Source organism: Paeniglutamicibacter psychrophenolicus (assembly GCF_017876575.1).
Classification (GTDB): domain Bacteria; phylum Actinomycetota; class Actinomycetes; order Actinomycetales; family Micrococcaceae; genus Paeniglutamicibacter; species Paeniglutamicibacter psychrophenolicus.
Window position 1 is genome coordinate 1,494,682 of sequence record NZ_JAGIOE010000001.1, and the last position, 22,707, is coordinate 1,517,388.

General features: G+C 65.8%; 25 protein-coding genes and 1 tRNA gene. 18 read left to right on the forward strand and 8 right to left on the reverse strand.

Annotation, left to right across the window (positions count from 1 at the left end):
- Positions 1-199: 199 nt before the first annotated feature.
- Together JOF46_RS06610 and JOF46_RS06615 are read left to right on the forward strand one after the other, a co-directional pair.
- Complete coding sequence (locus JOF46_RS06610) at positions 200-388, forward strand: hypothetical protein (RefSeq protein ID WP_209906595.1); 189 nt, start codon at positions 200-202, stop codon at positions 386-388.
- Between the two features lie 68 nt (positions 389-456).
- Positions 457-957, forward strand: a complete 501-nt coding sequence (locus JOF46_RS06615) for a DUF456 domain-containing protein (protein ID WP_209906596.1) — start codon at positions 457-459, stop codon at positions 955-957.
- Here the strand turns inward: JOF46_RS06615 and JOF46_RS06620 are convergent.
- Positions 944-1,231 (reverse strand): hypothetical protein, encoded by a 288-nt coding sequence (locus JOF46_RS06620; protein ID WP_209906597.1) that lies wholly within the window; start codon positions 1,229-1,231, stop codon positions 944-946. The two genes, JOF46_RS06615 and JOF46_RS06620, sit on opposite strands and share 14 nt — an antisense overlap.
- 230 nt (positions 1,232-1,461) lie before the next feature.
- Here JOF46_RS06620 and JOF46_RS06625 point away from each other — a divergent pair, with 230 nt between their 5' ends.
- Positions 1,462-1,845 (forward strand): hypothetical protein, encoded by a 384-nt coding sequence (locus JOF46_RS06625; RefSeq protein WP_209906598.1) that lies wholly within the window; start codon positions 1,462-1,464, stop codon positions 1,843-1,845.
- 108 nt (positions 1,846-1,953) lie between these two features.
- Here the strand turns inward: JOF46_RS06625 and JOF46_RS06630 are convergent, their stop codons facing one another.
- Together JOF46_RS06630 and JOF46_RS06635 are read right to left on the reverse strand one after the other, a co-directional pair.
- On the reverse strand, positions 1,954-2,193 hold the full coding sequence (locus JOF46_RS06630; RefSeq protein WP_209906599.1) for a LapA family protein: 240 nt from the start codon (positions 2,191-2,193) through the stop codon (positions 1,954-1,956).
- Positions 2,194-2,231: 38 nt separating this feature from the next.
- Positions 2,232-2,906, reverse strand: a complete 675-nt coding sequence (locus JOF46_RS06635) for a TetR/AcrR family transcriptional regulator (RefSeq protein ID WP_209906600.1) — start codon at positions 2,904-2,906, stop codon at positions 2,232-2,234.
- A gap of 110 nt (positions 2,907-3,016) precedes the next feature.
- Here JOF46_RS06635 and JOF46_RS06640 point away from each other — a divergent pair, with 110 nt between their 5' ends.
- The 8 genes from JOF46_RS06640 to JOF46_RS06675 all read left to right on the forward strand — a co-directional run bounded on the left by JOF46_RS06640 (position 3,017) and on the right by JOF46_RS06675 (position 11,796).
- A complete protein-coding gene (locus JOF46_RS06640) occupies positions 3,017-4,441 on the forward strand; it encodes a flavin monoamine oxidase family protein (protein WP_209906601.1) in 1,425 nt (474 codons plus the stop codon).
- A gap of 5 nt (positions 4,442-4,446) precedes the next feature.
- Positions 4,447-5,325, forward strand: coding sequence for a universal stress protein (locus JOF46_RS06645; protein WP_209906602.1), 879 nt, complete (start codon positions 4,447-4,449; stop codon positions 5,323-5,325).
- Positions 5,326-5,410: 85 nt separating this feature from the next.
- Positions 5,411-6,937: an APC family permease gene (locus JOF46_RS06650; protein ID WP_209906603.1), complete on the forward strand. Its 1,527-nt coding sequence runs from the start codon at positions 5,411-5,413 to the stop codon at positions 6,935-6,937.
- Positions 6,938-7,109: 172 nt separating this feature from the next.
- Complete coding sequence (gene idi, locus JOF46_RS06655) at positions 7,110-7,640, forward strand: isopentenyl-diphosphate Delta-isomerase (RefSeq protein ID WP_209906604.1); 531 nt, start codon at positions 7,110-7,112, stop codon at positions 7,638-7,640.
- 230 nt (positions 7,641-7,870) lie between these two features.
- The gene (locus JOF46_RS06660; protein WP_209906605.1) at positions 7,871-8,635 is read left to right on the forward strand and encodes an electron transfer flavoprotein subunit beta/FixA family protein; all 765 of its coding nucleotides are present in this window, start codon (positions 7,871-7,873) and stop codon (positions 8,633-8,635) included.
- Positions 8,636-8,649: 14 nt separating this feature from the next.
- Positions 8,650-9,618 (forward strand): electron transfer flavoprotein subunit alpha/FixB family protein, encoded by a 969-nt coding sequence (locus tag JOF46_RS06665; protein ID WP_209906606.1) that lies wholly within the window; start codon positions 8,650-8,652, stop codon positions 9,616-9,618.
- Positions 9,619-9,669: 51 nt separating this feature from the next.
- Positions 9,670-10,602, forward strand: coding sequence for a cytochrome b/b6 domain-containing protein (locus JOF46_RS06670; protein ID WP_209906607.1), 933 nt, complete (start codon positions 9,670-9,672; stop codon positions 10,600-10,602).
- A 57-nt stretch (positions 10,603-10,659) separates the two neighbouring features.
- Positions 10,660-11,796: an acyl-CoA dehydrogenase family protein gene (locus JOF46_RS06675; protein ID WP_209906608.1), complete on the forward strand. Its 1,137-nt coding sequence runs from the start codon at positions 10,660-10,662 to the stop codon at positions 11,794-11,796.
- 179 nt (positions 11,797-11,975) lie between these two features.
- On the opposite strand, the gene JOF46_RS06680 is transcribed toward JOF46_RS06675, so the two are convergent.
- The gene (locus JOF46_RS06680; RefSeq protein ID WP_209906609.1) at positions 11,976-12,371 is read right to left on the reverse strand and encodes a RidA family protein; all 396 of its coding nucleotides are present in this window, start codon (positions 12,369-12,371) and stop codon (positions 11,976-11,978) included.
- Between the two features lie 106 nt (positions 12,372-12,477).
- Positions 12,478-12,954: an Lrp/AsnC family transcriptional regulator gene (locus tag JOF46_RS06685; protein WP_209906610.1), complete on the reverse strand. Its 477-nt coding sequence runs from the start codon at positions 12,952-12,954 to the stop codon at positions 12,478-12,480.
- A gap of 399 nt (positions 12,955-13,353) precedes the next feature.
- Between JOF46_RS06685 and JOF46_RS06690 the strand changes: the two genes are divergently transcribed.
- Complete coding sequence (locus tag JOF46_RS06690; RefSeq protein WP_209906611.1) at positions 13,354-13,563, forward strand: helix-turn-helix domain-containing protein; 210 nt, start codon at positions 13,354-13,356, stop codon at positions 13,561-13,563.
- A 78-nt stretch (positions 13,564-13,641) separates the two neighbouring features.
- Positions 13,642-13,714, forward strand: a tRNA-Ala gene (locus JOF46_RS06695).
- Between the two features lie 22 nt (positions 13,715-13,736).
- Here the strand turns inward: JOF46_RS06695 and JOF46_RS06700 are convergent.
- Both JOF46_RS06700 and JOF46_RS06705 read right to left on the reverse strand, forming a co-directional pair.
- Positions 13,737-14,915, reverse strand: coding sequence for a DUF4232 domain-containing protein (locus tag JOF46_RS06700; RefSeq protein ID WP_209906612.1), 1,179 nt, complete (start codon positions 14,913-14,915; stop codon positions 13,737-13,739).
- 47 nt (positions 14,916-14,962) lie between these two features.
- Positions 14,963-15,433, reverse strand: a complete 471-nt coding sequence (locus JOF46_RS06705) for a hemerythrin domain-containing protein (RefSeq protein WP_209906613.1) — start codon at positions 15,431-15,433, stop codon at positions 14,963-14,965.
- A gap of 135 nt (positions 15,434-15,568) precedes the next feature.
- Between JOF46_RS06705 and JOF46_RS06710 the strand changes: the two genes are divergently transcribed.
- From JOF46_RS06710 to JOF46_RS06720, 3 genes are all read left to right on the forward strand, one after another.
- On the forward strand, positions 15,569-16,804 hold the full coding sequence (locus JOF46_RS06710; protein WP_209906614.1) for a hypothetical protein: 1,236 nt from the start codon (positions 15,569-15,571) through the stop codon (positions 16,802-16,804).
- 85 nt (positions 16,805-16,889) lie between these two features.
- Positions 16,890-18,044 carry a N(5)-(carboxyethyl)ornithine synthase gene (locus JOF46_RS06715; protein ID WP_209906615.1) on the forward strand — a complete coding sequence of 385 codons (1,155 nt, stop codon included), beginning with the start codon at positions 16,890-16,892 and terminating at the stop codon, positions 18,042-18,044.
- A gap of 70 nt (positions 18,045-18,114) precedes the next feature.
- Complete coding sequence (locus JOF46_RS06720) at positions 18,115-18,786, forward strand: alpha-ketoglutarate-dependent dioxygenase AlkB family protein (RefSeq protein WP_209906616.1); 672 nt, start codon at positions 18,115-18,117, stop codon at positions 18,784-18,786.
- Between the two features lie 24 nt (positions 18,787-18,810).
- Here the strand turns inward: JOF46_RS06720 and JOF46_RS06725 are convergent, their stop codons facing one another.
- Positions 18,811-19,713: an endonuclease/exonuclease/phosphatase family protein gene (locus tag JOF46_RS06725; protein WP_209906617.1), complete on the reverse strand. Its 903-nt coding sequence runs from the start codon at positions 19,711-19,713 to the stop codon at positions 18,811-18,813.
- Between the two features lie 333 nt (positions 19,714-20,046).
- On the opposite strand from JOF46_RS06725, the gene JOF46_RS06730 reads away from it, so the two are divergent.
- A complete protein-coding gene (locus JOF46_RS06730) occupies positions 20,047-21,300 on the forward strand; it encodes an NAD(P)/FAD-dependent oxidoreductase (RefSeq protein ID WP_209906618.1) in 1,254 nt (417 codons plus the stop codon).
- Between the two features lie 173 nt (positions 21,301-21,473).
- Positions 21,474-22,706, forward strand: a complete 1,233-nt coding sequence (locus tag JOF46_RS06735) for an MFS transporter (protein WP_425355037.1) — start codon at positions 21,474-21,476, stop codon at positions 22,704-22,706.
- Position 22,707 lies beyond the last annotated feature (1 nt).

Sequence of the window (22,707 nt, forward strand, 5' to 3'; positions counted from 1 at the left end):
CGTCTCGTGTTGTGGTTCCCTTAAGGATGCACTATGAACGCGGATTGTTCAACAATCTTTCGTTGCTGGTTTTCTCCGCCGCCACCGTTCGTCCCCGCGATTCGCCGTGGCGCATCCGCCGATTCGGCGCCTAGGATGGGAAAACACAGGCAGTGGTGCCACCAAGCGGGCATCGCACCGATCCAAGGGGAGTGGACAGATGAGATTCATTTTCGAAGTCGACATGGGCACCGAGGCCATGAAGCTGGACCCCGAGGCGGAGATCTCCCGTGCGTTGCGCTACTGGGCAGGGAACCTCAAGAACTACCCCATGGATCCGGGCGCGGGCGAAGACATCTACGACAGCGACTACAAGCCCGCGGGCAGCTGGGCCATCGTCGACGACTGAGCCCCTTTCCTGCCCGGGGGTCGGCGCGCCCCTCGGCACCGGGCCCCGCGGGTGCCAGACTTGCACGTGTGGATATCCAAATCATCAGCACCGTTGTTGCCGGGTTGCTCCTGGCGGTCGCCGTCGTGGGAACCATCGTTCCGGTGCTCCCCGGAAGCCTGTTGGCCATCGGCACGCTGCTGGCCTGGGGCTGGATCCTGGGCAGCCCCGCCGCCTGGTGGTGCGCCGGGATCGGCATGGGCCTGACGCTCGCCGGCTGGAGCGCCTCGACGGTGCTGACCGGACGGAACCTCAAGCAGCAGAAGATCCCGCGCGGCTCCATTGCCCTGGCCATCGCGTTGGCCGTGGTGGGCATGTTCGTCATTCCCGTGCTGGGGCTCTTCATCGGCTTTGCGCTGGGGCTGGTGCTGGGGGAATACGGGCGGCGCAAGGATTTCCCCGCCGCGTTGCGGGCCTCGGGCTCCGCGCTCAAGGCCATGGGGATCGGTGTCCTGGTCGAATTCGGCTGCGCGGCCATGGCCTCTTCGGTGTGGATGATCGGCGTGATCGTGCACTTCACCACCCGCTGAGCCGGGCCCGACGGGCCCAATCGGGGGCCGACCCGCCCAGGCGGATCGGAACCACGGTTCTCTCGCCACGCTCCATGTAGGCAAATTCAGCGCAAATGGAAGCCGCCCTGCCCGCGGCATGCGCTTGCGCCCACCGCAGCAGCTCGTGGTCGTCGCCGGCGCCGGTCAGGCGCCATTCATCGCTTGCACCGTATTCGTGCCGGAGGTCCACGCGGTAGGCCGGCCGCAGCTCTTCCGTCTGCACGAAGCGGGGGTCGAGGTTGGTGGCGGTCATGGTGCCGGCCCGGCTGCGGGGCAACGGAACCGCCGGGGATCGACCCCGATCCGGGGTATTGTGCCGCCCGCCACGGTAAAAGCGCGGTCCAGGCCACAACCCCCTGTGAGCTTGCCAACCGAAAGCGCATAATAGCGCACCCGGGCGCGAAAGCACACGTAATCTCGAGGGTATAACGAACGATTCTTGGACGGGTGTGGATTTCCCCGCGAGCTGAAAAGGGGTAGGGAATGCGATTGCTGCAAAAGACAATGCCACTGGGTGAAGACATCTTGCTGGCACGTCACGGGTCGAACATCGTCGAGATGACCCAGGACCGCAAGAACAACCTGACCCGCGCCCGCCTTGTCGACGGAAGCATCGACACGGCCTCGAACTTCCTGGTGAGCCTGCACGCCATGGCCGCGACCACCCCCGCCGAGCGTTTCACCAAGGTCGCCGGCGACTACTCGGCGGACCGGCTCCCGGTCAGCCGCCAGGAAATCCGGTTCATGGCCAAGATCACCGGCATCTGGGCCGTTGCCTCGACCGTCTTCATTGGCGCACTGGGCTGGGTCATCTTCAACTACGGCGATCCGGAATCGCTGGTGGGAATGATGAGCGCCGCCTACTAGGAACGGACCCGCACCACCTGCTTGCCGCCTCGTCGCGACGCACCTTGTCAAAGGGTGTCGGCCGACGGGGCTTTTTTGCGCCCGTGCAGGATGAGGGAAGGCTCCTCCCTAGCGCTTGCGGAACGAGAAGCGCCCGATGATCCAGCCAATGAGCAGCACCGCGCCCAGGGAAATCCATAGCGGTGCGTTCAGGTCCAGGAACAGCAGCTCGATGCGGACCCGTTGGCGGTTCTGCAGGATGAAGACCAGCACCGCGACGGCGCCGACGATCGCGATCCAGTTCTTGACGGTCATCCGCGAGAGGAATCGCACCACGGGGTTCGTTCCGGTTCCAGGGGTTTCGCTCATGGGGTCAGCGTATCGCGGATTCGTGGTTTGACGGGTGGCTATGCGGTCCGGGAAGTTGCCAGCAGACCGTTGACGATCGCGCGCAGCCCCGTGTGGAACGCGGCGTCGGCGCTGTGCCGGCCCGTGGCCCGCTGCGCCTCCAGGGCGCCCTCGAAGTTCGGGATGCTTCCCGCGTTCTCGCCGGGGTCGAAGATGTCCAGCGGGGCGGTGGCATCGAGGGCGGAGCCGAAGATGAACGATTCCAGGGCCACGATGGCGGGGATGATGTCTTCCTGCTTCCAGCCGGCGCTGGTGAATCCGGCCGCAACCTTTTCATACATTTCCAGCGTGCGCGGGGACCCCGAGACCGGCAGCACCGCGATCAGCGGGATCAGCGGCGCGTGCCCCGCGAAGATGTCGCGGTAGGTCACCGCCCAGGCCATCAGCGCCTCATCCAGCGGCAGGGTCTCGAACACCGTCGAGTCGACCCCGTCCATCACGATTTCCTGGATCCACTGCATGATCTCCTGCTTGGACTCCACGTGGTTGTACAGCGCCGAGGGGGAGACCGACAGGGATCTGGCCAGTGCCGACATGGTCAGGGTGGAGTATCCGCCCGCGACCACGAGCTTCAGCGCGGCCCGGGCAATGAGCTCCCGGTCCAGCACCACCGACCTCGGGCGCCCGGCGCGGCGGCGCGGCGCGGCCGTGGAAGATGCTGGTTCGTGGTTCAAGTTCCGCTCCTGACGTGGCCCACTTCACAATACTGCACAACATGGCCTAATATGGAACCAGTCTAGTAAATGAACGTCATTCATTTAGAACATCGGAAGAAGTGGACATCATGACAACCCTGGATCGCGACGTCGTCATCATCGGAGCCGGCCCCTCGGGCCTGACCGCAGCCTACGAGCTGCGCAAGGCGGGAAAGACCGTCGCAGTGCTCGAGGCCCGCGACCGCGTCGGCGGCCGCACCTGGAGCCAGGACATGGATGGGGCCACCATCGAAATCGGCGGCCAGTGGATCTCCCCGGACCAGACGGGCCTATACTCGCTGATCGAGGAACTGGGCATCGAGACCTTCGAACGCTACAAGGAAGGCGCCTCGGTCTACATGGCGGCAGACGGCACCCGCACCGTCTACACCGGCGAGGACTTCCCGGTGGCCGAATCCACCGTCGCCGAAATGAACAAGCTCATCGCCGAGATGGACCGCCTCACCGCGCAGGTCGACCCGGACGCCCCGTGGGAGCACCCGCAGGCAGCCGAACTGGACATGATCTCCTTCCACCACTGGCTGCGCACCCTCTCCGACGACGAGGTGGCCTGCAACAACGTCGGCCTGTTCATCGCCGGCGGCATGCTCACCAAGCCCGCCCACACCTTCTCCGCACTGCAGGCGCTGTTGATGTCCTCCTCCGCCGGTTCCTTCTCCAACCTGGTCGACGAGGACTTCATCCTGGACCGCCGCATGGTCGGCACCATGCAGGGCGTCTCCATCGCCGTGGCGCAGCGCCTGGGCGAGGACGTGTACCTGAACAACCCGGTCCTCAAGCTCGACTGGTCCGACGAGGGCGTGACCGCCTACGGCGCGGACGTCACCGTCACCGCCAAGAAGGTCATTATTGCCGTTCCGCCGAACCTGTACTCGCGCATCTCCTACAACCCGCCGCTGCCGCGCCGCCAGCACGTGACCCACCAGCACCAGTCCATGGGCCTGGTCATCAAGGTCCACGCCGTCTACGAGACCCCGTTCTGGCGCGAAGAGGGCCTCTCGGGCACCTGCTTCGGCCCGTCCTCGATCGTGCAGGAAATCTACGACAACACCTACCACGAGGAAACCACCGGCACCCTGGTCGGCTTCATCTCCGACCTGCAGGCCGACGCGATGTTCGAGCTCTCCGAAACCGAGCGCAAGGAAACCATCCTCAAGGACATGGCCACCTACCTGGGCCCCAAGGCGCTGGAAGCGAAGGTCTTCTACCTCTCCGACTTCGGCTCGGAGGAATGGACCCGCGGCGCCTACGCCACCAGCTACGACCTGGGCGGGCTGTTCCGCTTCGGGCCCGACCAGAACAAGAACGTCGGCCCGATCTACTTCTCCTCCTCGGACCTGGCCGGCGAGGGCTACCAGCACGTGGACGGTGCCGTGCGCATGGGACGGCGCGCCGCCGCCCGCATCGCCGCTGCCGTCGACGGCACCGACGAAGACCTGGGGTACGACGGAGTCATCTCCAAGTTCGGCACCCTGACCTCGCTGGACGCCTAGGTTCCATGCGCTATTTGATCGGATACACCGCCGACGCCCGCGGCGCGGAGGCCATCGCGCTCGCCGCGGCGCTGGGCGGGCCCACGGCCCACCTGGACATCGCCCTGGTCCTGCCCGAGGACACCCCGTTCTCGGCCACCTACCCGGGCAGCGACCACGGCTACTCCTCCATCCTGGCGGACCAGGTCGACGCCTGGGCCAAGGAAGCGCTCAACCTGGTTCCGGCCGGCCCCACCGCCCGGGTCATCGCCCGCGCGGTCGCCTCCCCGGCCGCCGGATTGATCGCCATGGCCAAGGAAACCGGTGCCCAGGTCATCGTGCTCGGCGGGCGCAAGCGCCACGTGGCCGGGTTCTTTGTCCCGGGCTCGGTGGCCAGCTCGCTGCTGCACGCCTCGCCGTTCCCGGTGGCCATGAGCACCCCCGGCGCCGTCGCGTCCCTGGAAAGGGCAGCGGGCAAGCTCAGCCGGATCACCGCATTCGTCGGGACCCGGCCCGGTGCCCGCTCCGTGGTGCAGGCGGCCGCAACTGCGGCGAGCAACCAGAAACTGGCGTTGCGCGTGGTGTCCCTGGTGGCCCAGGACCGTGCCTCTGCCGATTCCGCGGAAGCGGGCGACTGCCTCGAACGCGCCCGGGCCACCGCCGCCGCGATCGTTCAGGAGCTTGGCGTCACCGCCGAGATCACAGTGGCCTCCGGCACCGGCATCGACGATGCCATCGCCGAACTCGACTGGGAGGACGGCGAAATCGCCGTCGTCGGCTCGAGCCGCCTGGCGCGCAAGCGCCGGCTCTTCCTGGGCACCACGGCCCAACGCATGCTGCGGACCCTGCCTGTCCCGATGGTTGTGGTTCCCAAGAACCACAAGCCCGAACCGGTCAGCTCCTAGCACCAATCCCCGCATGACGGTGCCGCGCTTCCCCCTGCCCGCCAGGGAAGGAGGCGCGGCACCGCCTGGATGAAGGAATACAACCATGAGTCGTGACACAGCGACCGAATCCCGCGCCACACAGGCGGCCGAATCAGGCCTGGGCGACAAGGGCCTGTCCAAGGGCACCGTCGGCGTGCTTGGTGCCGTGGTCATCGGCATCTCCTGCATTGCCCCGGCCTACACCCTGACCGCCGCCCTGGGCCCCACGGTCGCCGAGGTCGGCACCCAGCTGCCGGCGATCTTCCTGGCCGGGTTCCTGCCGATGCTGCTGGTGGCCCTGGGCTACCGCGAGCTGAACTCGGCGATGCCGGACTCCGGCACCTCGTTCACCTGGGCCACCCGCGCCTTCGGCCCCTGGATCGGCTGGATGGGCGGCTGGGGCCTGATCGCCGCCACCATCATCGTGCTCTCCAACCTGGCAGCGGTCGCGGTGGACTTCTTCTACCTGCTGATCGCCCAGCTCACCGGCAACGACGCCATCGCCGAGCTGACGCGCAACCTGTGGGTCAACATCCCCACGACGCTGGTGTTCATCGCCGCCGCCTGCTGGATCTCCTACCGCGGCATGCAAACCACCAAGACCTTCCAATACGCACTGGTCGCCTTCCAGCTCGTGGTGCTCACCTGGTTCGCCGTGGCCGCATTCAGCCACGTGAACAACGGCACCGCCTTCGACCCGACGCCGATCTCGCTGGATTGGTTCAACCCCATGGCCGTTGAATCCTTCGGCGCCTTCGCAGCCGGCGTCTCGCTGTCGATCTTCATCTTCTGGGGCTGGGACGTCACCCTGACAATGAACGAGGAAACCACGAACCCCGCCAAGGTCCCGGGCCGCGCCGCAACGCTGACGATCCTGATCATCATGGGCATCTACATGGTCATATCTCTGGCCGTGATCTCCTACGCGGGCATCGGCGAGACGGGCCTGGGCGCCGGCAACCCGGAGAACCAGGAGTCGATCTTCGCGGTGCTGGCCGGACCGATCATGGGCCCGTTCGCGATCCTGATGTCCCTGGCCATCCTCTCCTCTTCGGCAGCCTCGCTGCAGTCCACCCTGGTGTCCCCGGCCCGAACCATCCTGGCCATGGGCTACTACAAGGCGCTGCCCGAGCGCTTCGGCAAGGTCTCCCCGCGCTTCATGTCCCCCTCCACGGCCACCATCACCGCCGGCTCCGCCGCCGCGGTGTTCTACGTGGTCACCCGGTTGCTGAGCGAAAACGCCCTGTGGGACACCATCACGGCCCTGGGCCTGATGATCTGCTTCTACTACGGCGTCACCGCACTGGCCTGCGTCTGGTACTTCCGCCGCGAGGCGTTCGACACCGTGCGCGGCTTCTTCTTCAAGTTCCTGGCCCCGCTGGTGGGCGGGGTGATCCTGCTGGTGATGTTCGCCAGCACCGCACGCGATTCCATGGACCCGGACTACGGCTCGGGTTCCAACATCGCGGGGCTGGGCATGGTGTTCATCCTGGGCATGGGCGTGCTGCTCCTGGGCGTGGGCGTGATGTTCTACATGCGCATCCGCCAACCCGGGTTCTTCAAGGGCGAGACGCTCAAGCGCATGCTGTAGCCGTCGGCCCGGCAATACCCCTTGTGGCTGTCGGTTTGGCGGGGGACATGTTCCCCGCCAAACCGGCAGCCACCTCGTTAAGCCCGAAACGCGACCACGTACCGGGCCCGGGCGGGCATGGGATGATTGAGGCCCGGGGGCATTGCCCCGGCACCTTCGAAGAAAGAGAGTCATGAGCGAGGAACTTGTGGTGTTGTTGGCCGACGACGGCACCCGCATCGGAACGGCATCCAAGGCGCTGGTGCACACCGCGCACACGCCCCTGCACCTGGCCTTCTCCTGCTACCTCTACGATGGCCAGGGCCGGATCCTGATGACCCGGCGGGCCCTGTCCAAGAAGACCTGGGCCGGGGTGTGGACCAACTCGTTCTGCGGGCACCCGGGCGAGGGTGAATCATTCGAGGACGCCATCGCCAGACGCGCCGAGCAGGAACTGGGCACCACGATCTCCTCGATCGCCCCGCTGCTTCCGGACTTCGCCTACCGCGCAGTGGATGCCTCCGGAATCGTCGAGAACGAGATCTGCCCGGTCTTCTCCGCGCTGATCACTTCCGAGCTGGCCCCCAACCCGGACGAGGTCGCAGAGTACGCATGGGTCGACCCCCAGGCGCTGAAGACCGCCGCGCTGGCCACGCCATTCGCCTTTTCCCCGTGGCTGCTGGAGCAGATCGGCCAGGGTTCGCTGGACGGCACCCGCCCCTGAATGGTGCCCGGCACAGTCCGCCGACCTTCCCTCGCCTTGGCGCGGGGGAAGGTTTTCGCATTTCCCGGACCGCTACGTGAAACACCGTCGGTACAGGCCAGGGTTCGGATCAAGGGGAAAAGCGGCGAGCATCGCCACGGCAAATTTACTAGGAAGACCTAGTAAATTTTGGCCCTTCCCAGTAGAGTCGCGAATGAGTGAATGACACTGCACCCGGGAAGGGAAAACGGATGAAGATCGCGGTTTTGATCAAGCAGGTTCCGGACACCGCCGAGGAACGGATCCTGGATCCGGGAAGCGGACGGGTGGACCGCGAGGCAAGCGACCCGGTGATCGACGAGATCACCGAGCGCGCCCTGGAACTGGCCCTGACCGTCAAGGACCGGGACAAGTCCACCGAGGTGGTGGTCGTGTCCATGGGGCCGGCCGACACCGTCAAATCCATTCGCAAGGCCCTGTCGATGGGCGCCGACTCCGGGATCCACGTGCTGGATGACTTCCTGGCCGGGGCCGATCTGGTGCTCACCGCCAGGATGCTGGCCGCCGCGCTGCGCGACACCGGTGCGGACCTGGTCATCGCCGGCAACGAGTCCACCGACGGGCGCGCCGGAATGCTCCCGGCCATGGTCGCAGAGCACCTTTCCCTGCCCATGCTCGGCTCCCTGGTTTCCGTGGAGATCGGCAGCGACTCGGTCACCGGCCGTCGGCAAAACGAATCCGGCACCCAGGAGGTCGCCGCGACCTACCCGGCCATCATCACCGTGACCGAACGCTTCCCCGAGGCCCGCTTCCCCAACTTCAAGGGCATCCTGGGCGCCAAGCGCAAGCCCGTGCAAACCCTCTCCGCCACCGATCTCGGCGGGGAGACCAGAGCGGCCAGCACCGTGCTTGATGTCTCCCAGCGCCCGGCCCGCACCGCCGGGGCCAAGATCACCGACGACGGTAACGCCGCCGCCGAACTCGTCGACTTCCTCGCCGCCCGGCGCCTGATCTAGCAAAGGACCGTTCCATGGCAAACATCCTGGCCCTGGTAGAACTGACCCACACCGGACACCTGGCCGCATCGGCCCGCGGCCTGCTGGCCGTCGCCGCCCGGCTCGGCACCCCCGTGGCCGTCACCGCCTCCGAAACCGCCTTGGACCCGGCCGCCGCTGCGCGGCTGGCCGACCTCGGAGCCGCCACCATCCATGCGGTCCAGGTCCCCGGGGCCAACGGCACACTCATTACCCCGCTGGTCGACGCCCTTGCCGACGCCGTGGCCGCCCACGCACCGGCCGCGGTGCTCGTGGATGCCTCCGTCGACGGGCGCGAGGCTGCCGCACGCCTGGCCGTGCGCACCGGCGGCGGCCTGCTGGCCGACGTCGTGGACGCCGCATCCACGGATGCCGGCATCGTCACCGAGCACTCGGTCTTCGGCGGCGGCTACACCGTCCACGCACAGGTCTCCGGCGCCCTGCCCATCATCACGCTGCGCTCCGGAGCCATCGACGAGTCCGCGGCCCCGGCCGCCGGAACGCTCAACGCGGTGACCCTCGCGCCACCCGCCACCCGCAGCGGGACCGTGACCTCCTTTGCCGATGCCCCGGAAGACTCCGCGCGGCCCGAGCTGCGCGGTGCCGCCACCGTGGTCTCCGGCGGGCGCGGCCTGGGCTCGGCGGAAAACTTCGTGCTGGTCGAACAGCTCGCCGACGCACTTGGCGGCGCAGTGGGCGCCTCCCGGGCCGCGGTCGACGCCGGCTACATCGCCCAGACCGCGCAGGTCGGGCAGACCGGCGTATCGGTATCCCCGCAGCTCTACGTGGCCCTGGGGATCTCCGGGGCCATCCAGCACCGCGCCGGGATGCAGACGGCCAAGACCATCGTGGCGATCAACAAGGACGAGGACGCCCCGATCTTTGACATCGCCGACTTGGGGATCGTCGGAGATGTCTTTACGCTGGTTCCGCAGGTGATTGAGCTGCTCAAGTCCCGGACCTAGCACCCGGGACACCCCGAAGACGATCCAAACCACGAACGCGAGGCACCACAGATGACGGCCCGGTCCACCCCCAAAAAGCAGGCCACCAACACCTGGGCACGAGCCGGCATCATCGCCGGGTCCCTGGTCGTCCTGCTGGTCATCGCCGTCTTCGTGGCCCGCTGGCTGGTCGGCCTCGAGTCGGTCAAGACGTGGTTGGAAACCTACACCGGGCACTCTGCGCTGCCCACCGGCGCCCCGGTCGGGTTCCCGGCGTGGCTGGGCTGGCAGCACTTCCTGAACGTGTTCTTCCTGGTGCTGATCGTGCGCACCGGCTGGCAGGTGCGCACCAATACCCGGCCCGCCGCCCACTGGGTGCGCAACAACAAGGGCTTGGTCCGCACCAAGGGCGCCCCGACAAAGATCAGCCTTGACCTCTGGTTCCACCTGACCCTCGATGCCCTGTGGGTGCTCAACGGCATCGTCTTCATCATCGTGCTCTTTATTTCCGGGCAGTGGGTGAGGATCGTGCCCACCAGCTGGGACATTTTCCCCAACGCGCTCTCGGCCGGGCTGCAGTACCTCTCGCTGGACTGGCCCACCGAGACCGGCTGGGTCAACTACAACGCCCTGCAGGTGCTCGCCTACTTCGTGACCGTCTTCATCGCCGCCCCGCTGGCGATCGCCACGGGACTGCGCATGTCCGGCGCCTGGCCGAAGCAGGCCAAGGCCCTGAACAAGGCCTACCCGATGGAACTGGCCCGTGCCCTGCACTTCCCGGTCATGATCTACTTCGTTGCCTTCACCGTGGTGCACGTGGCCCTGGTGCTGGCCACCGGGGTGCTTCGGAACCTGAACCACATGTATGCGGCCAACGACTCGGCAGGATTCGCCGGGCTCATCATCTTCGCGGTGTCCATCGTGGTGATCGTGGGCGTCTGGTTCCTGGCCCAACCCGTCTTCCTGCGCCCGCTGGCCTCGCTGACCGGCAAGGTCGGCAAGTAACCAGGAAACACCTTCCGTCCATCCGCCCGCCCGCCACCGAAGACCCAGGAGCCGAGAATGTTCGAACTCACCGAAGACCAAAAGGCCATTGTCGAGATGGTGGCCGATTTCGCCACCGAGAACATCGCACCGCATGCAGCGGTCTGGGACCGGGACCACCATTTCCCCGTCGACGTGCTGGCACAGGCCGGGGAACTGGGCATGGGCGGGATCTATGTGCGGGAGGACTTCGGCGGATCGGGCATGAGCCGGCTGGATGCGGCGCTGATCTTCGAGGAGCTGTCCAAGGCCGACCCGACGATCGCCGCCTACATCTCCATCCACAACATGGTCGCCTGGATGATCGACCGCTTCGGCAACGACGAGCAGCGGGGTACATGGCTTCCGGCGCTGTGCACCATGGAGATGCTCGGCAGCTACTGCCTGACCGAGCCAGGGGTGGGCTCCGACGCCGCGGCATTGAGCACCCGGGCCGTGCTCGACGGGGAGCACTACGTGCTCAACGGGACCAAGCAATTCATTTCCGGCGCCGGGGCCTCGGGCGTGTACCTGGTGATGGCACGGACCTCGGACACCGGCAGTGCCGGGATCACCGCCTTCATCGTCCCCGACGGATCCGAGGGCCTGTCCTTCGGGGCATTGGAGGCAAAGATGGGCTGGAACGCCCAGCCCACCCGCCAGGTGGTCATGGAAAACGTCAGGATTCCCGTGGGCAACCGCCTCGGCGAGGAGGGAACGGGTTTCGGGATCGCCATGAAGGGCCTGAACGGGGGCCGGGTGAACATCGGGGCGTGCTCGGTCGGCGGCGGCCAGTCCGCGCTGGACAAATCCATTGCCTACCTGAAGGAACGCGAGGCCTTTGGGGCACCGCTGATCGGGCAGCAGGCGTTGCTCTTTGCCATCGCCGACATGGAGACCGAACTTGAGATCGCCAGGACCATGATCTGGCGTGCCGCCGACGCCCTGGAACGGGGCACCGCGGATACGGTCAAGCTCTGCGCGATGGCCAAGCTGGTGGCCACGGATGCGGGGTTCAATGCTGCCAATACCGCCCTGCAACTGCACGGCGGCTACGGCTACCTCAGTGAATACGGGATCGAGAAGATCGTCCGCGACCTGCGCGTGCACCAGATCCTGGAGGGCAGCAACGAGATCATGCGGCTGGTCATCGGGCGCCTGGCCGTGGAGAAGTAGGCTCGCCGCGCGGCATGGGCCGAGCCCGGCCACCATGGCTGGGCTCGGTGGGGTCGTGAAGCTTACTGTCCTCGGGGATTGGGTTTCCCCCGAGCGCGACGAGGACACGAAGGACCGGCTCCAATCAATTGTTGGGATCGGTCCTTCGCGTCCCTACAAGTTCATGTTCTGCGAGAGGGCTAGTTTCCAGCCCAGGCGGTGGCCTGGACCTCGACCAGCAGTTCGGGGGCGAGCAGCGGCGCGACGATGGTGGCGCGCGAGGGGCGGTGCATGCCGAAGGCGTCGACCCAGGCGCGGTTGTATTCCCCGGCCATGGCCGCGTCGTTGATGTAGACCGTGGCCGTCGCGACCGCATCGAGACCGAGGTCGTAGGCTGCCAGGACGGTGCGAAGGTTCTTGAGCGTCTGGACCGTTTGCGCGTAGATGTCGCCGGCTCCGACCAGGACCTTGTTTTCGTCCTTGGAGACCATGCCGGAAACGAAGACCAGGTCTCCGGCGCGGGTGGCGCTCGGGAACGGGCTTGCCTCGGTGGTGATGCCGGCAACGTCGATGTTCGTAAGGCCCGAAGTGCCCATGATGCTCCTCAATCAAATGTGGTGCGGACGGCAAAACTCCGCCCGGAAAAAGACTAGGGCATCAAGGGCAAGGTCGCCGGAACCTTGCCGGGCATGTTTCGGCCGGTTAGCTCAGGTGGTCGAGCAGCGCGGTGGTGCGGTAGGGAATCACGTCGCGCAGGATCATCGAGGTGGAGGTCCGGGTGATTCCCGGGCACAGCCGGATTTCCTCGCTGACCCGGTAGAGGTCATCCGGATCGGTGGCGACAGCCCGGATCAGCAGGTCGGTGTCGCCGGCCGGGGCCACGCACTCGAGCACCTCGGGGATCTTGCGCAGGGCCTCTATTGCCTCGTTGAGGTGGGACTGGTCGAGTTCCGCACTGACCATGGCCGAGACGCCGCGTCCGACCGAAGAGGGCTTCACGCGGCTGGAGTTGGGGCGCAAGGCGCCGGAACTGGCAAGGCGTTCCATGCGGGTCTGGACGGTGCCGCGGGCCAAGCCCAGGCGCTGCGCCAGCATCATGGTGGGGACGCGGGGATCTTCGTCCAGGGCCAAGAGAATGCGCCTGTCCGTATCATCCAGTTGGTACGATTCCGGCGTCATTCCGGCTCCTTCGCCTAGGTTCGGTCAGACTGACCAAGTTGTTCGGTAGCTACCGCTCAATGTTAGTCAAAATGATCAGTGAATCCCAACTGTGTTGCACGGTATGCCCGGTTGTTGCTTTAGTGGTTGTTAGAAGCTCAACCAAGGTCACAAGCCACGGGGAGCAGACCCCCGTAGCGGAACCAGATCCCGGGCGTGCTATGGGTTGGCCCACGAGGTCTCAGGTCGCATATCAAGAGTGGCCCGCAAAGATTCCAAGAACTTGGAGTCATCGCGGGCCACTCTTTATGATTGGTCAGCGTTCGGGCCGGAAACGGCATTGCCAGCGAAGTTATCCACAATTGTGACGGTGGCGTTCCGGTGATCCCGGATGCGGGTAGCCTTCTTTACATGAGGTTCATGCGTCTAGAAGATGTCGCCGACGAGTTGAATGTAAACCTGCCGCAGGTGCGGTCTTTGGTGCGCAGCGGAGACCTGCCGGCCATCAAGATCGGCGGTCGCGGGGTCTGGCGGGTGGAGCGCAGTGAACTCGAGGCCTACATCCAGCGCCAGTACACCGTGGCGCGCGAATCCATTGAAGCCGGTGCCGCCGAGGGCGACGAGGAATAGGCGCCCGGTGACCATCGATTTTGCATGCGGGTCGCCACGGGTTTAGGCTGAAAATGTTGGGGCTCGACGCCGTCACATGGGGCATTAGCTCAGTTGGTAGAGCGCTTCGTTCGCATCGAAGAGGTCAGCGGTTCGATTCCGCTATGCTCCACACATCGGCACCCGCCGGAACCCTATGGGTTTGGGCGGGTGTTTTTGTTTGTGCCGGATGGATCCTTGACGAGCTCCCATGCGGTGACCGATACGGCGCCGCCGTCGATGATGTCCAGGTCCACCGTCGAACTGTGGCGCAACGTCCCTGCATAGGGTGCCACCAGCATGGTTCCTGTGCGCACATCGCCCGCTGCAGCCATCGCGTTCCAGCCGAGGAAGGCCCGTGCGCTTTGGCCTGGCAACAGGGTGATGGCCGAGACCCCGGGGTCATCGGTCATGAACGAACCGCCATGGACCACCATCACTTCGATCGCCCACCCTTCGGCGTTGTTGAAGGCGATGTCTGGGTAGGACTCCAAGACGCAAGGTCCGGTCCCGGCATTTGTCAGGTCGAAGGCCATGCCTCGGTGTCCCGTTGCACCTTCCGGTTCATGCCATGAAATTGACACGCCTTCGCCCGAACACCAGTTTTCCCCGGCTGGTTGGAAGGCATCCGACCGGTCGGGCCAGCCGTACGGGGTCTGTGAGGGAGCCGAGGTCGGCGGGGGAGCAGCCTGCGCGGTTTGGGATTCGTTGGTGTAGTTGTAGGCGGCGGGGATCGTGACGACGAGTATCACCGCGAGCAGCCCGGCCACCAGCAACGGCATGGCATCGGGCTGTCGCCGCTCAGTCTTTGGGATGGGGGGCGGCTTGGCGGATTTCATGGCGAGGGTTCCCGCAAGTGCCGGCAGCCAGCCCCAGATGATTCCCCAGTAGCCGGCCGCGAGCAACGTGGGTTGGACTCCGTCCAGCAACCACGCCAACCGTGCAGGCGGCCATGAGGCGATGACGTAGCCGAGGGAGGCGAAGGTGGCCGTGGCGAAACCGGCAAGGACGATGGACATCCACACGGCAAGGAATCCGATGGGTTGGTCGCCGGTTTGCTTGCCCGTACGCATGCCGGCTCCGCGCAGCAGTAGGAGCGTAAAGGCCATCAATGCCAGGACGGAAAACAGGGTTAGCAGGATCGGCCACGGCTGGGCCGATTGCCAGGTCCGCATGGCGATCGTCTCGGGAAAAAGCATCCGGGTGAATTGGGCGGGCAGGCGGACCTGGTGGGTGAGCATCCAGCCGTTCAGCGCGCCGCTGAACAGCCAGAGGAATCCTGCCCCGGCAACGATCCATGCGGTGCCGATGGTTGTTTTTCCGCGTTGTCCCATGCCACCGAGCCTATCCGAGCTGGCTCGGGGGCGGTGCCACCGGCGGGTCAGCCGCGGGCCGAATGCGGCGACCAGTCCGCAGGAAGGACCCCGGAACCAAGGAAATCACCCAATGCCGACGACGCCGTTTCGTCGAGCAGCCCATCGGCCTGGGCATAAATGACTTTCTCCTCCATGGCGTTGTGCTTGCCCAGGAGCGCGAGCAGCTGAGTGCAAGCGGTGCGGGTGCCGGGGGCGTCTCCGTGTTCGATCGAGCTGTCGATGCCGGCCATGGTGTCCCACAACTGGCCGTGTTCTCGTTCCATGGCGAAGATCGGCCCCATCAGGCCGCTCCTTTTCAGGGGCGGGAAAAGGAACTCTTCCTCCAGGTAGATGTGGCGGCGAAGTCCGGCCAGGGAACGCACCAGGGTATCGGACGGGTCCTGCCCGGTACCGTCCGCGGCCAGATACGCCTCGATCCCGCCATCGATTTCGCGGTGCTCCGCCTCGAGTGCTGCACCCAGTGTCTGCTGTTCCACGACGTCTCCTTTTCCGAATCCACGAGGGGATCCCCAGCATAGGCACGTTCGGCGTCGGGACGATCCCTCGGCAGCCGAGGAGGTGCCCCGTGCAAAATCACGAATCGATGGGTAAACCCCGTGTAACATGTATCGGTGACCAGGCACAGCAAGGACCGCCGCCTCACCCAGACCCAGGGAAAGATTCCTTACATGCCCCTGACCCGCAGGTACGACCCCACGATCGAGGATCCCCGGATCCCCGATGCCAACGAATTCCAGCACATGGCACTCGGATTCGTGGAACGGCGCATCCGCATCCTCCACTTCATGCTTTACGGCGCAGGGATCTTCCTGGCCTCGTCAGCGGCATTGCTGGTGCGTTGGCTCACCGACGTTGATCCGTGGGGAGCTACCGTGATGACCGGTCTGGGTATCGTGGTCCTGCTCGTCTCTTGGGCTGTCGCAGGGTTGGCGGCCCTGCGCCCGATCAGGCCGTCGGTGGCGTTTACCGTGGCCGACCAGTCGATCCGGGGCGACAAGGCTGCCGCCATCAGCGTCGCCATGACCGGTGCGGTCTTCACCGTGGTTGTCGCCTTCATGGCCGGTGACCACGACATCGCCAGGGTGGCGAGCATCTTGGTGGGGACGTGGGTGGCCATCGCCGTTGCGATCCATGGCCTGCTCCACGCACGCAGGCTGCGCATGGAGCGCGACGAGGTCTACGCCGCGCACCTGGCCAAGAACGGGGCCTCGCCGCAACCCAACCGGCGGGTGGTCCGCGAGGTCATGCCCGGTCCGCAGGTCTTCGACACCGAGCCCACCGAATTCGAACTGGAAGCCGCTGCCTATGCCGGGACCCGGGTCCGTGCCTGGGCCTGGATGCTTTTCGGTCCGCTCTTTGTGTATTTTCTTGCCCCGCTGCTGGTGATGAGTTGGGCCATGGGGTTCGACTACGAAATGTGGATCGTGCCGGTGCTTGTCGCCCTTGGCTTCGCGCTGGCGTGCTTCGTCCACGGCTTGCTGAAGCTGAAAAGAGACCGCCGCGGCAAGGTGCGGTTCAGGCAGTGGTACGGGCGCAACATGTACCAATCGGTGGGAAGCAATCGCAAGACTGGCATCCTGTACTACAGCATGGCGGCGGGCATTTTCATCACCGGGGCGCTGCTTGCGGGGATTGCCGCCAGCCCCGAATTCGTCCTCTATCCAACGGCATTCGCCATCATGGTTGCCGCGATGAGCCCGTTGATGTTCATCGCCAGCAGGATCCTGCACCGGCGCCGCGAACTCTACACCGCATGGCTGCTGCGCAACGGCTTGCCAGTGGAGAACACACCGAGCGAACGACCGGAGAATCCGCCGCGGAGCGCAGGTAACACGGGCCGAACCTGAGTGCCCCAGATCACGGCCCGGTGTACCGTGAGCCCTATGGGGCGGGTCATTTTGGCCTGCTCCACCTAGGAAGAGAACAAGACGCATGGAATTTACAAACGAACTTACACTGGGTGTTATTGCCACTTCCAACAAAGTGGACGAGCAACGTTTGCCGATCCACCCGTCTCACTTTGAACGTATCGACGAGCGCTTCCGAGACCGCATCACGGTCGAATCCGGTTACGGGGTGGCCTGCGGAATGGACGATGAAGACCTCGCGCCATTCGTTGGAAAATTTGCCACTCGCGAAGAAGTCATGGCCGGCAGCGACATCGTTCTCTTGCCCAAGCCCCAGGCCTCGGATCTGGCGCAGATGCACGAGGGCCAGACACTGTGGGGCTGGCCGCACTGTGTCCAGGACACTGCACTGACGCAGCTGGCCATTGACAAGAAACTCAACATCATTGCCTTCGAAGCCATGAACCACTGGGGAACCGACGGCAGCTTCGGGCTGCATGTGTTCCACAAGAACAATGAATTGGCGGGCTACTCATCGGTCATCCACGCCCTGCAACTGTGCGGCAACACGGGTGACTACGGGCGCAGGCTCTCGGCAACCGTGATCGGGTTCGGCGCCACCGCCCGTGGAGCTGTCACCGCGCTGCGCGCCCACGGCATCCACGACGTGCGTGTCCTGACCGGACGCTCCGTCGCGGCCGTCGCTTCACCCATCCACGCCGTCCAAATGGTCCAGTTCGACCACGACGGCGGACCGAACCTGAGCGAGGTCATCACGGACGAGGGACGCTTGCCGCTGGCACCGTTCTTGGCCGAAAGCGACATCGTGGTGAACTGCACCCTGCAGGATCCCAACGCGCCGTTGATGTACCTGCAGACCGAGGACCTGACGGCGTTTTATCCAGGCAGCCTGATCATCGATGTCTCCTGCGACGAGGGCATGGGATTCGAATGGGCCAAGCCCACCACCTTCGCCAACCCGATGTTCACCGTTGGCCGGAACGTCAACTACTACGCTGTCGACCACTCACCCTCGTACCTGTGGAACTCCGCCAGCTGGGAAATCAGCGAGGCACTCCTGCCCTTCCTGGATGTGGTGCTGGACGGGCCTGCCGCCTGGAAGGAAAATGAGACGATAGCCCGCGCCATCGAGATCCGGGACGGCGTGATCGTGAATCCGGCCATTCTCGAATTCCAGAACCGGACCGCTGCCTACCCGCACCTCATCAACGCCGGCTGACCCCGGCGCAGTTCCGTGTCCCGGGGGTCAGGGGGCACGGAACCGAACCGACAGGAAGGACCCCCGACCCATGGACGCACTCTTTTCCGACAGCTTCCTGGGCCGCCCCCGGCGGGAGCTGGCACCCGGCGCCCAATGGGTTCCAGACTGGCTGGGCCTGGAGGAACAACGCTGGATCGTGGCCCGCTTCCACGAATGGGGGCGGGGCCCGGTGCCGCCGCGCGCGGCCAAGGTCGGCGCACACGAGATGTCGGTCCGGACCGTGTGCCTCGGGTGGCACTGGCGGCCCTACGCCTACTCCCGCGAGGCCGTCGACGTCAACGGGAACCGGGTGCTGGAGTTTCCCGACTGGATGGTGCGGCTGGGACGCAAGGCCTTGTTGGCCGCCACCGGGGACCAAGCCGCGGCCGGGGCCTACACGCCCGACACCGCTCTGGTGAACTACTACGGGGCCGACTCCAGGATGGGCATGCACCAGGACCGCGACGAGCGCTCGGTGGCCCCGGTGGTCTCGATTTCCATCGGGGACACCTGCTCGTTCCGCTTCGGCAACACCCTGAACCGGAACAAGCCGTTTCAAGACATCGCGTTGGCCTCCGGGGACCTGTTCGTCTTCGGCGGCCCGGCGCGCCTTGCGTACCACGGCGTCACCAAGGTCCTGTCCGGTACCGCTCCCGCCGGTTGTGGGCTGGAATCCGGACGCATCAACATCACCATGAGGGTCACCGGACTGGAGGGATGAACCTCGACGATCGGCGGCGCCGAATCAGTCCCCGGGCAGGTTCACCGTGGCCCGAACGGCCAGGTGGTCGCTGAGCCCGGCTTCGACGTTGGTGTTCGAGGTGACGTCCAGACCGCGCACCAGCACGTGGTCAAGGCGCATCATGGCAAAGGGAGCCCGCGGCCAGGTGAACCCGAAGAGCCCGTCGTCCTGGTTGGGCTCTTCCAGCACCGTGGACATTTCCGCGAACGCCCGGTCGGTGCTGGTCGCATTGAAGTCGCCCACGGCCATGACGTTCTTGTGCGGGTCGGCCCGCACCACGGCGGCCAGCTGCTCAAGCATCACGTCGCGGTCGACGTGGTCGTTGGGCCGGGCCGAGGCCGCGTGGATGACATAGAGCGAAACCTCGCCCTGCCCGGTGGCAACCCGTGTCGACAGGGCGCGCTTCCATCCCAGCCCCAGGTCCAGGGAACGGGACCCCTCAAGCGGATACTTGCTCCAGACCCCGACGGTGCCCACCACGAAGTGGTGCGGATACGCGGCGCCCAGGGCATCGGTGACGCGTTGGACGCTGCCGGCGTCGAGTTCCTGCAGGGCAACGATGTCGCTTCCGTTTGCCGCCAGCTCCCGCGCGGACTGCGCGGCCGCCCCGGTTCCGGCCTTGATGTTCTGGCTGGAAACCGTCAACGTGTGGGCAGCGGCTGCCGGCGCCGTCCAGGACAACGGAACGATGGCCGGGCCAAAAATGAGGACCCAGGTCAGCGCGGGCACCAACAGGACCGCCAGCGAGGTGCGGCTGCGCGAGGCCAGCGCCACCAGCAACAGCAGTGGAACCACGAGCCCCAGCCAAGGTGCTGCGTTGTCCAGCAGCAGGCCCAGTCCCGTGGCATCCGGTATGCGGGTGTGGAAAGCGATCAGCAGCGCGGTGCCCAGCGCGCCGAGAAACACCAGGAATCTCAGGAATCGCTGGGCGCGCGAGGGAGGTCGACGGGTACGTTTCGCAGCGCGTGGCCGGGGCGGGTAAACAGACATCGCTACCAAGAATCGCACATCGGCCTGTTCGGTGCATGGACGGCGGCTGTGATTCCGCCCAGAGATCTGTCACGTGATTCCCAGCCGGAATGCTGCAGTTTTTCGGCTCCCATCCATCGGCCACGCCCGACCCCTCGACTCTTGACACGCCAAGTGACATTCTGAAGAGAGGAATACACACGGTCACCACCACTTTCCCGAAAATCCCGAAACACGGCGGTGGCACCATCCTGGCAGGAGACGAAAACCATGAGTGAAGCGGCGACGACAGAAGCGGCAGCGCAAGGAGAATTGGGGACGGTGGTGATTGGCGGCGGACTTGCCGCGGCCCATTGCATCCACGAATTGCGCGAGGGCGGCTACGCCAAGCCCATCACACTCATCTCCTCCGAAAACGAAGTTCCCTACGAACGACCGCCGCTGTCCAAGGAATTCCTCCAGGGCAGCAAGCCCGCCCTGGAACTCGAGCCCTTCCCCGGAAGCTGGTACACCGACGCGGACATCGCGATGCGCCTGGGCACCACTGCCGAATCCATCGACACCGCAGCCAAGACCGTCTCCCTGTCGGACTCCTCGACCCTGGGCTACGAAAACCTCGTGATCGCCACCGGATGCCGTTCCCGGCTGGGCGGGCGCAACGCCAACATGACCGGGTGGGACCTGCCCGGCGTCTACACGCTGCGGTCGCTGGAAGACTCCAAGGCCATCAAGGAGCAACTGGTTTCCGGAAAGCACCTGGTCATCATCGGTGCCGGGTGGATCGGGATGGAGGTCGGGGCCTCGGCACGCGCTGCCGGCCTCGAGGTCACGGTGCTCACCCCTGACCAGGTCCCCCTCGCGGTGGCCATGGGCTCCGAATTCGGGTCGCACGTGGCACAGCTCCACGTCGCCAACGGCGTCCAGTGCCACTTCGGGACCGGGGTCACCGGAATCGCCGCGGACCCCGGGAAGGGGCTGGTCGTGCAGACCCCGACCGGGGACATCCCCGCGGATCTCGTCCTGCTGGCCATCGGCGCGGTGCCCAACAACGAGCTGGCCGTCGCCGCGGGCCTCGAGGTCGGCAGCGGGGTGGTGGTCGATCAGCGCCTGCGCAGCAGCGACAAGAGCATCCTGGCCATCGGCGACATCGCCGAGGCCTACAACACCACCCTGGGACGGAACATGCGGGTCGAGCACTGGGACAACGCGATCCGCCAGGGCAAGCTCGCCGCCGCCACCATCCTGGGACGCGATCAATCCTATGACTGGTTGCCGTACTTCTTCACCGACCAGTTCGATCTGGGCATGGAATACGTCGGGGACCGGCAGGCCGAGGACGACGTGGTGGTGCGCGGGGACATGGCCTCGGGGGAGTTCATCATCTTCTGGCTGCGCCAGGGCGTGATCACCGCCGCCATGAACGTGAACATCTGGGACGTCAACGACCACCTGCGCTCGATGATCAGCAAGAACATCCCGGTGGCGACCCTTCAGGACACGGGCAACGACCTGATGGCGCTCTAAGGCCGGAACCACAGGTCTCGGAACACGCGTGGCACCCTCCCTTTCGCACCGGCTGTGGGGGTGCTCACCAAGGCCCCTTGGTTGCCAGCGGCCACGTAGGCTGGAGACTGCGGCGGCAAAAACGCAAGCATTCGCCCGCCGCCTTCTCCGCACCGAACCTCGAAAAGGGACCCGTGAATTCCGACGCCATCGCCCCGGGCAGCACCAACCTGAAACGCTCCACCCAACTTTCGGGGCGGGCACTGCTGCTGGCGGTCGTGGCCCTGGCCATGGGCGGGTTCGGCATCGGCACCACCGAATTCACCATCATGGGCCTGCTCCAGGAGGGAGCGGCGGACCTCGGCGTCACCAACGCCCGGATGGGCCTGCTGATCTCCGCCTACGCACTGGGCGTCGTGGTGGGGGCCCCGATCCTCACGGCACTGGGTGCCCGGGTCGCCCGAAAGACCATGGTCCTGTGGCTCATGGCGTTCTTCACGTTGGCCAACCTCAGCTCCCTGTTCGCCGCGAACTACGAGTGGATGCTCGTGTCCCGTTTCCTCGCCGGGCTGCCGCACGGCGCGTACTTCGGCATCGCCGCGATCCTTGCGGGCACCCTGGTGCCCGCGTCGATGCGCGGGCGCGCCATCGCCTGGGTGATGCTGGGGCTGTCCGTCGCCAACGTGCTTGGCGTGCCCGTGGTGACGTTCCTGGGGCAGGCCTTCGGCTGGCGCTGGATGTTTGCCGTGGTCGGCCTCGTCGGGGCGCTGACCTGGATCGCCATCCGCATCTTCGTGCCCTTCTCCCCGGTGCACGAGGGAGCCAGCATCCGCAGGGAACTGTCTGCGCTGCGCAGTGGTCAGGTGTGGATGGCGATGCTCACCGGCATCGTCGGTTTCGGCGGGTTCTTTGCCGTGTATTCCTACATCAGCCCGATCCTCACCGATGTCACCGGGCTGCCGATCCGGGCGGTGCCGCTGGTGCTGGGACTCTACGGCATCGGCATGGTGGTCGGTTCGCTGATCGGCGGAAGGCTTGCCGACTGGTCGGTGCTTGGCGCCATCTACGTCGCTACCTCCGCCATGGTCGTCTTCATGGCGTTGTTCGGAGTGGTGGCAACCCATCTGGTGCCGACCCTGGTGCTGGTCTTCATCCTCGGCGGCACCGGCTCGCTGCTGGTGCCCGCGCTGCAGGCACTGCTCATGGATTCGGCCCCGCACGCGCAGTCGCTGGCCGCCTCGCTGAACCACTCGGCACTGAATGTCGCCAACGCCCTGGGCGCGGCCCTGGGTGCAGCTGTCATCACCGCCGGGCTCGGCTACCGGGCCCCGGCATTCCTCGGTGCGGGCCTGGCGCTCCTCGGGCTGCTGCTGGCCCTGGCCACGGGAATCCGGGCCAAGCGCCTGGCAGCAGCCGCGGCAAGGTAGC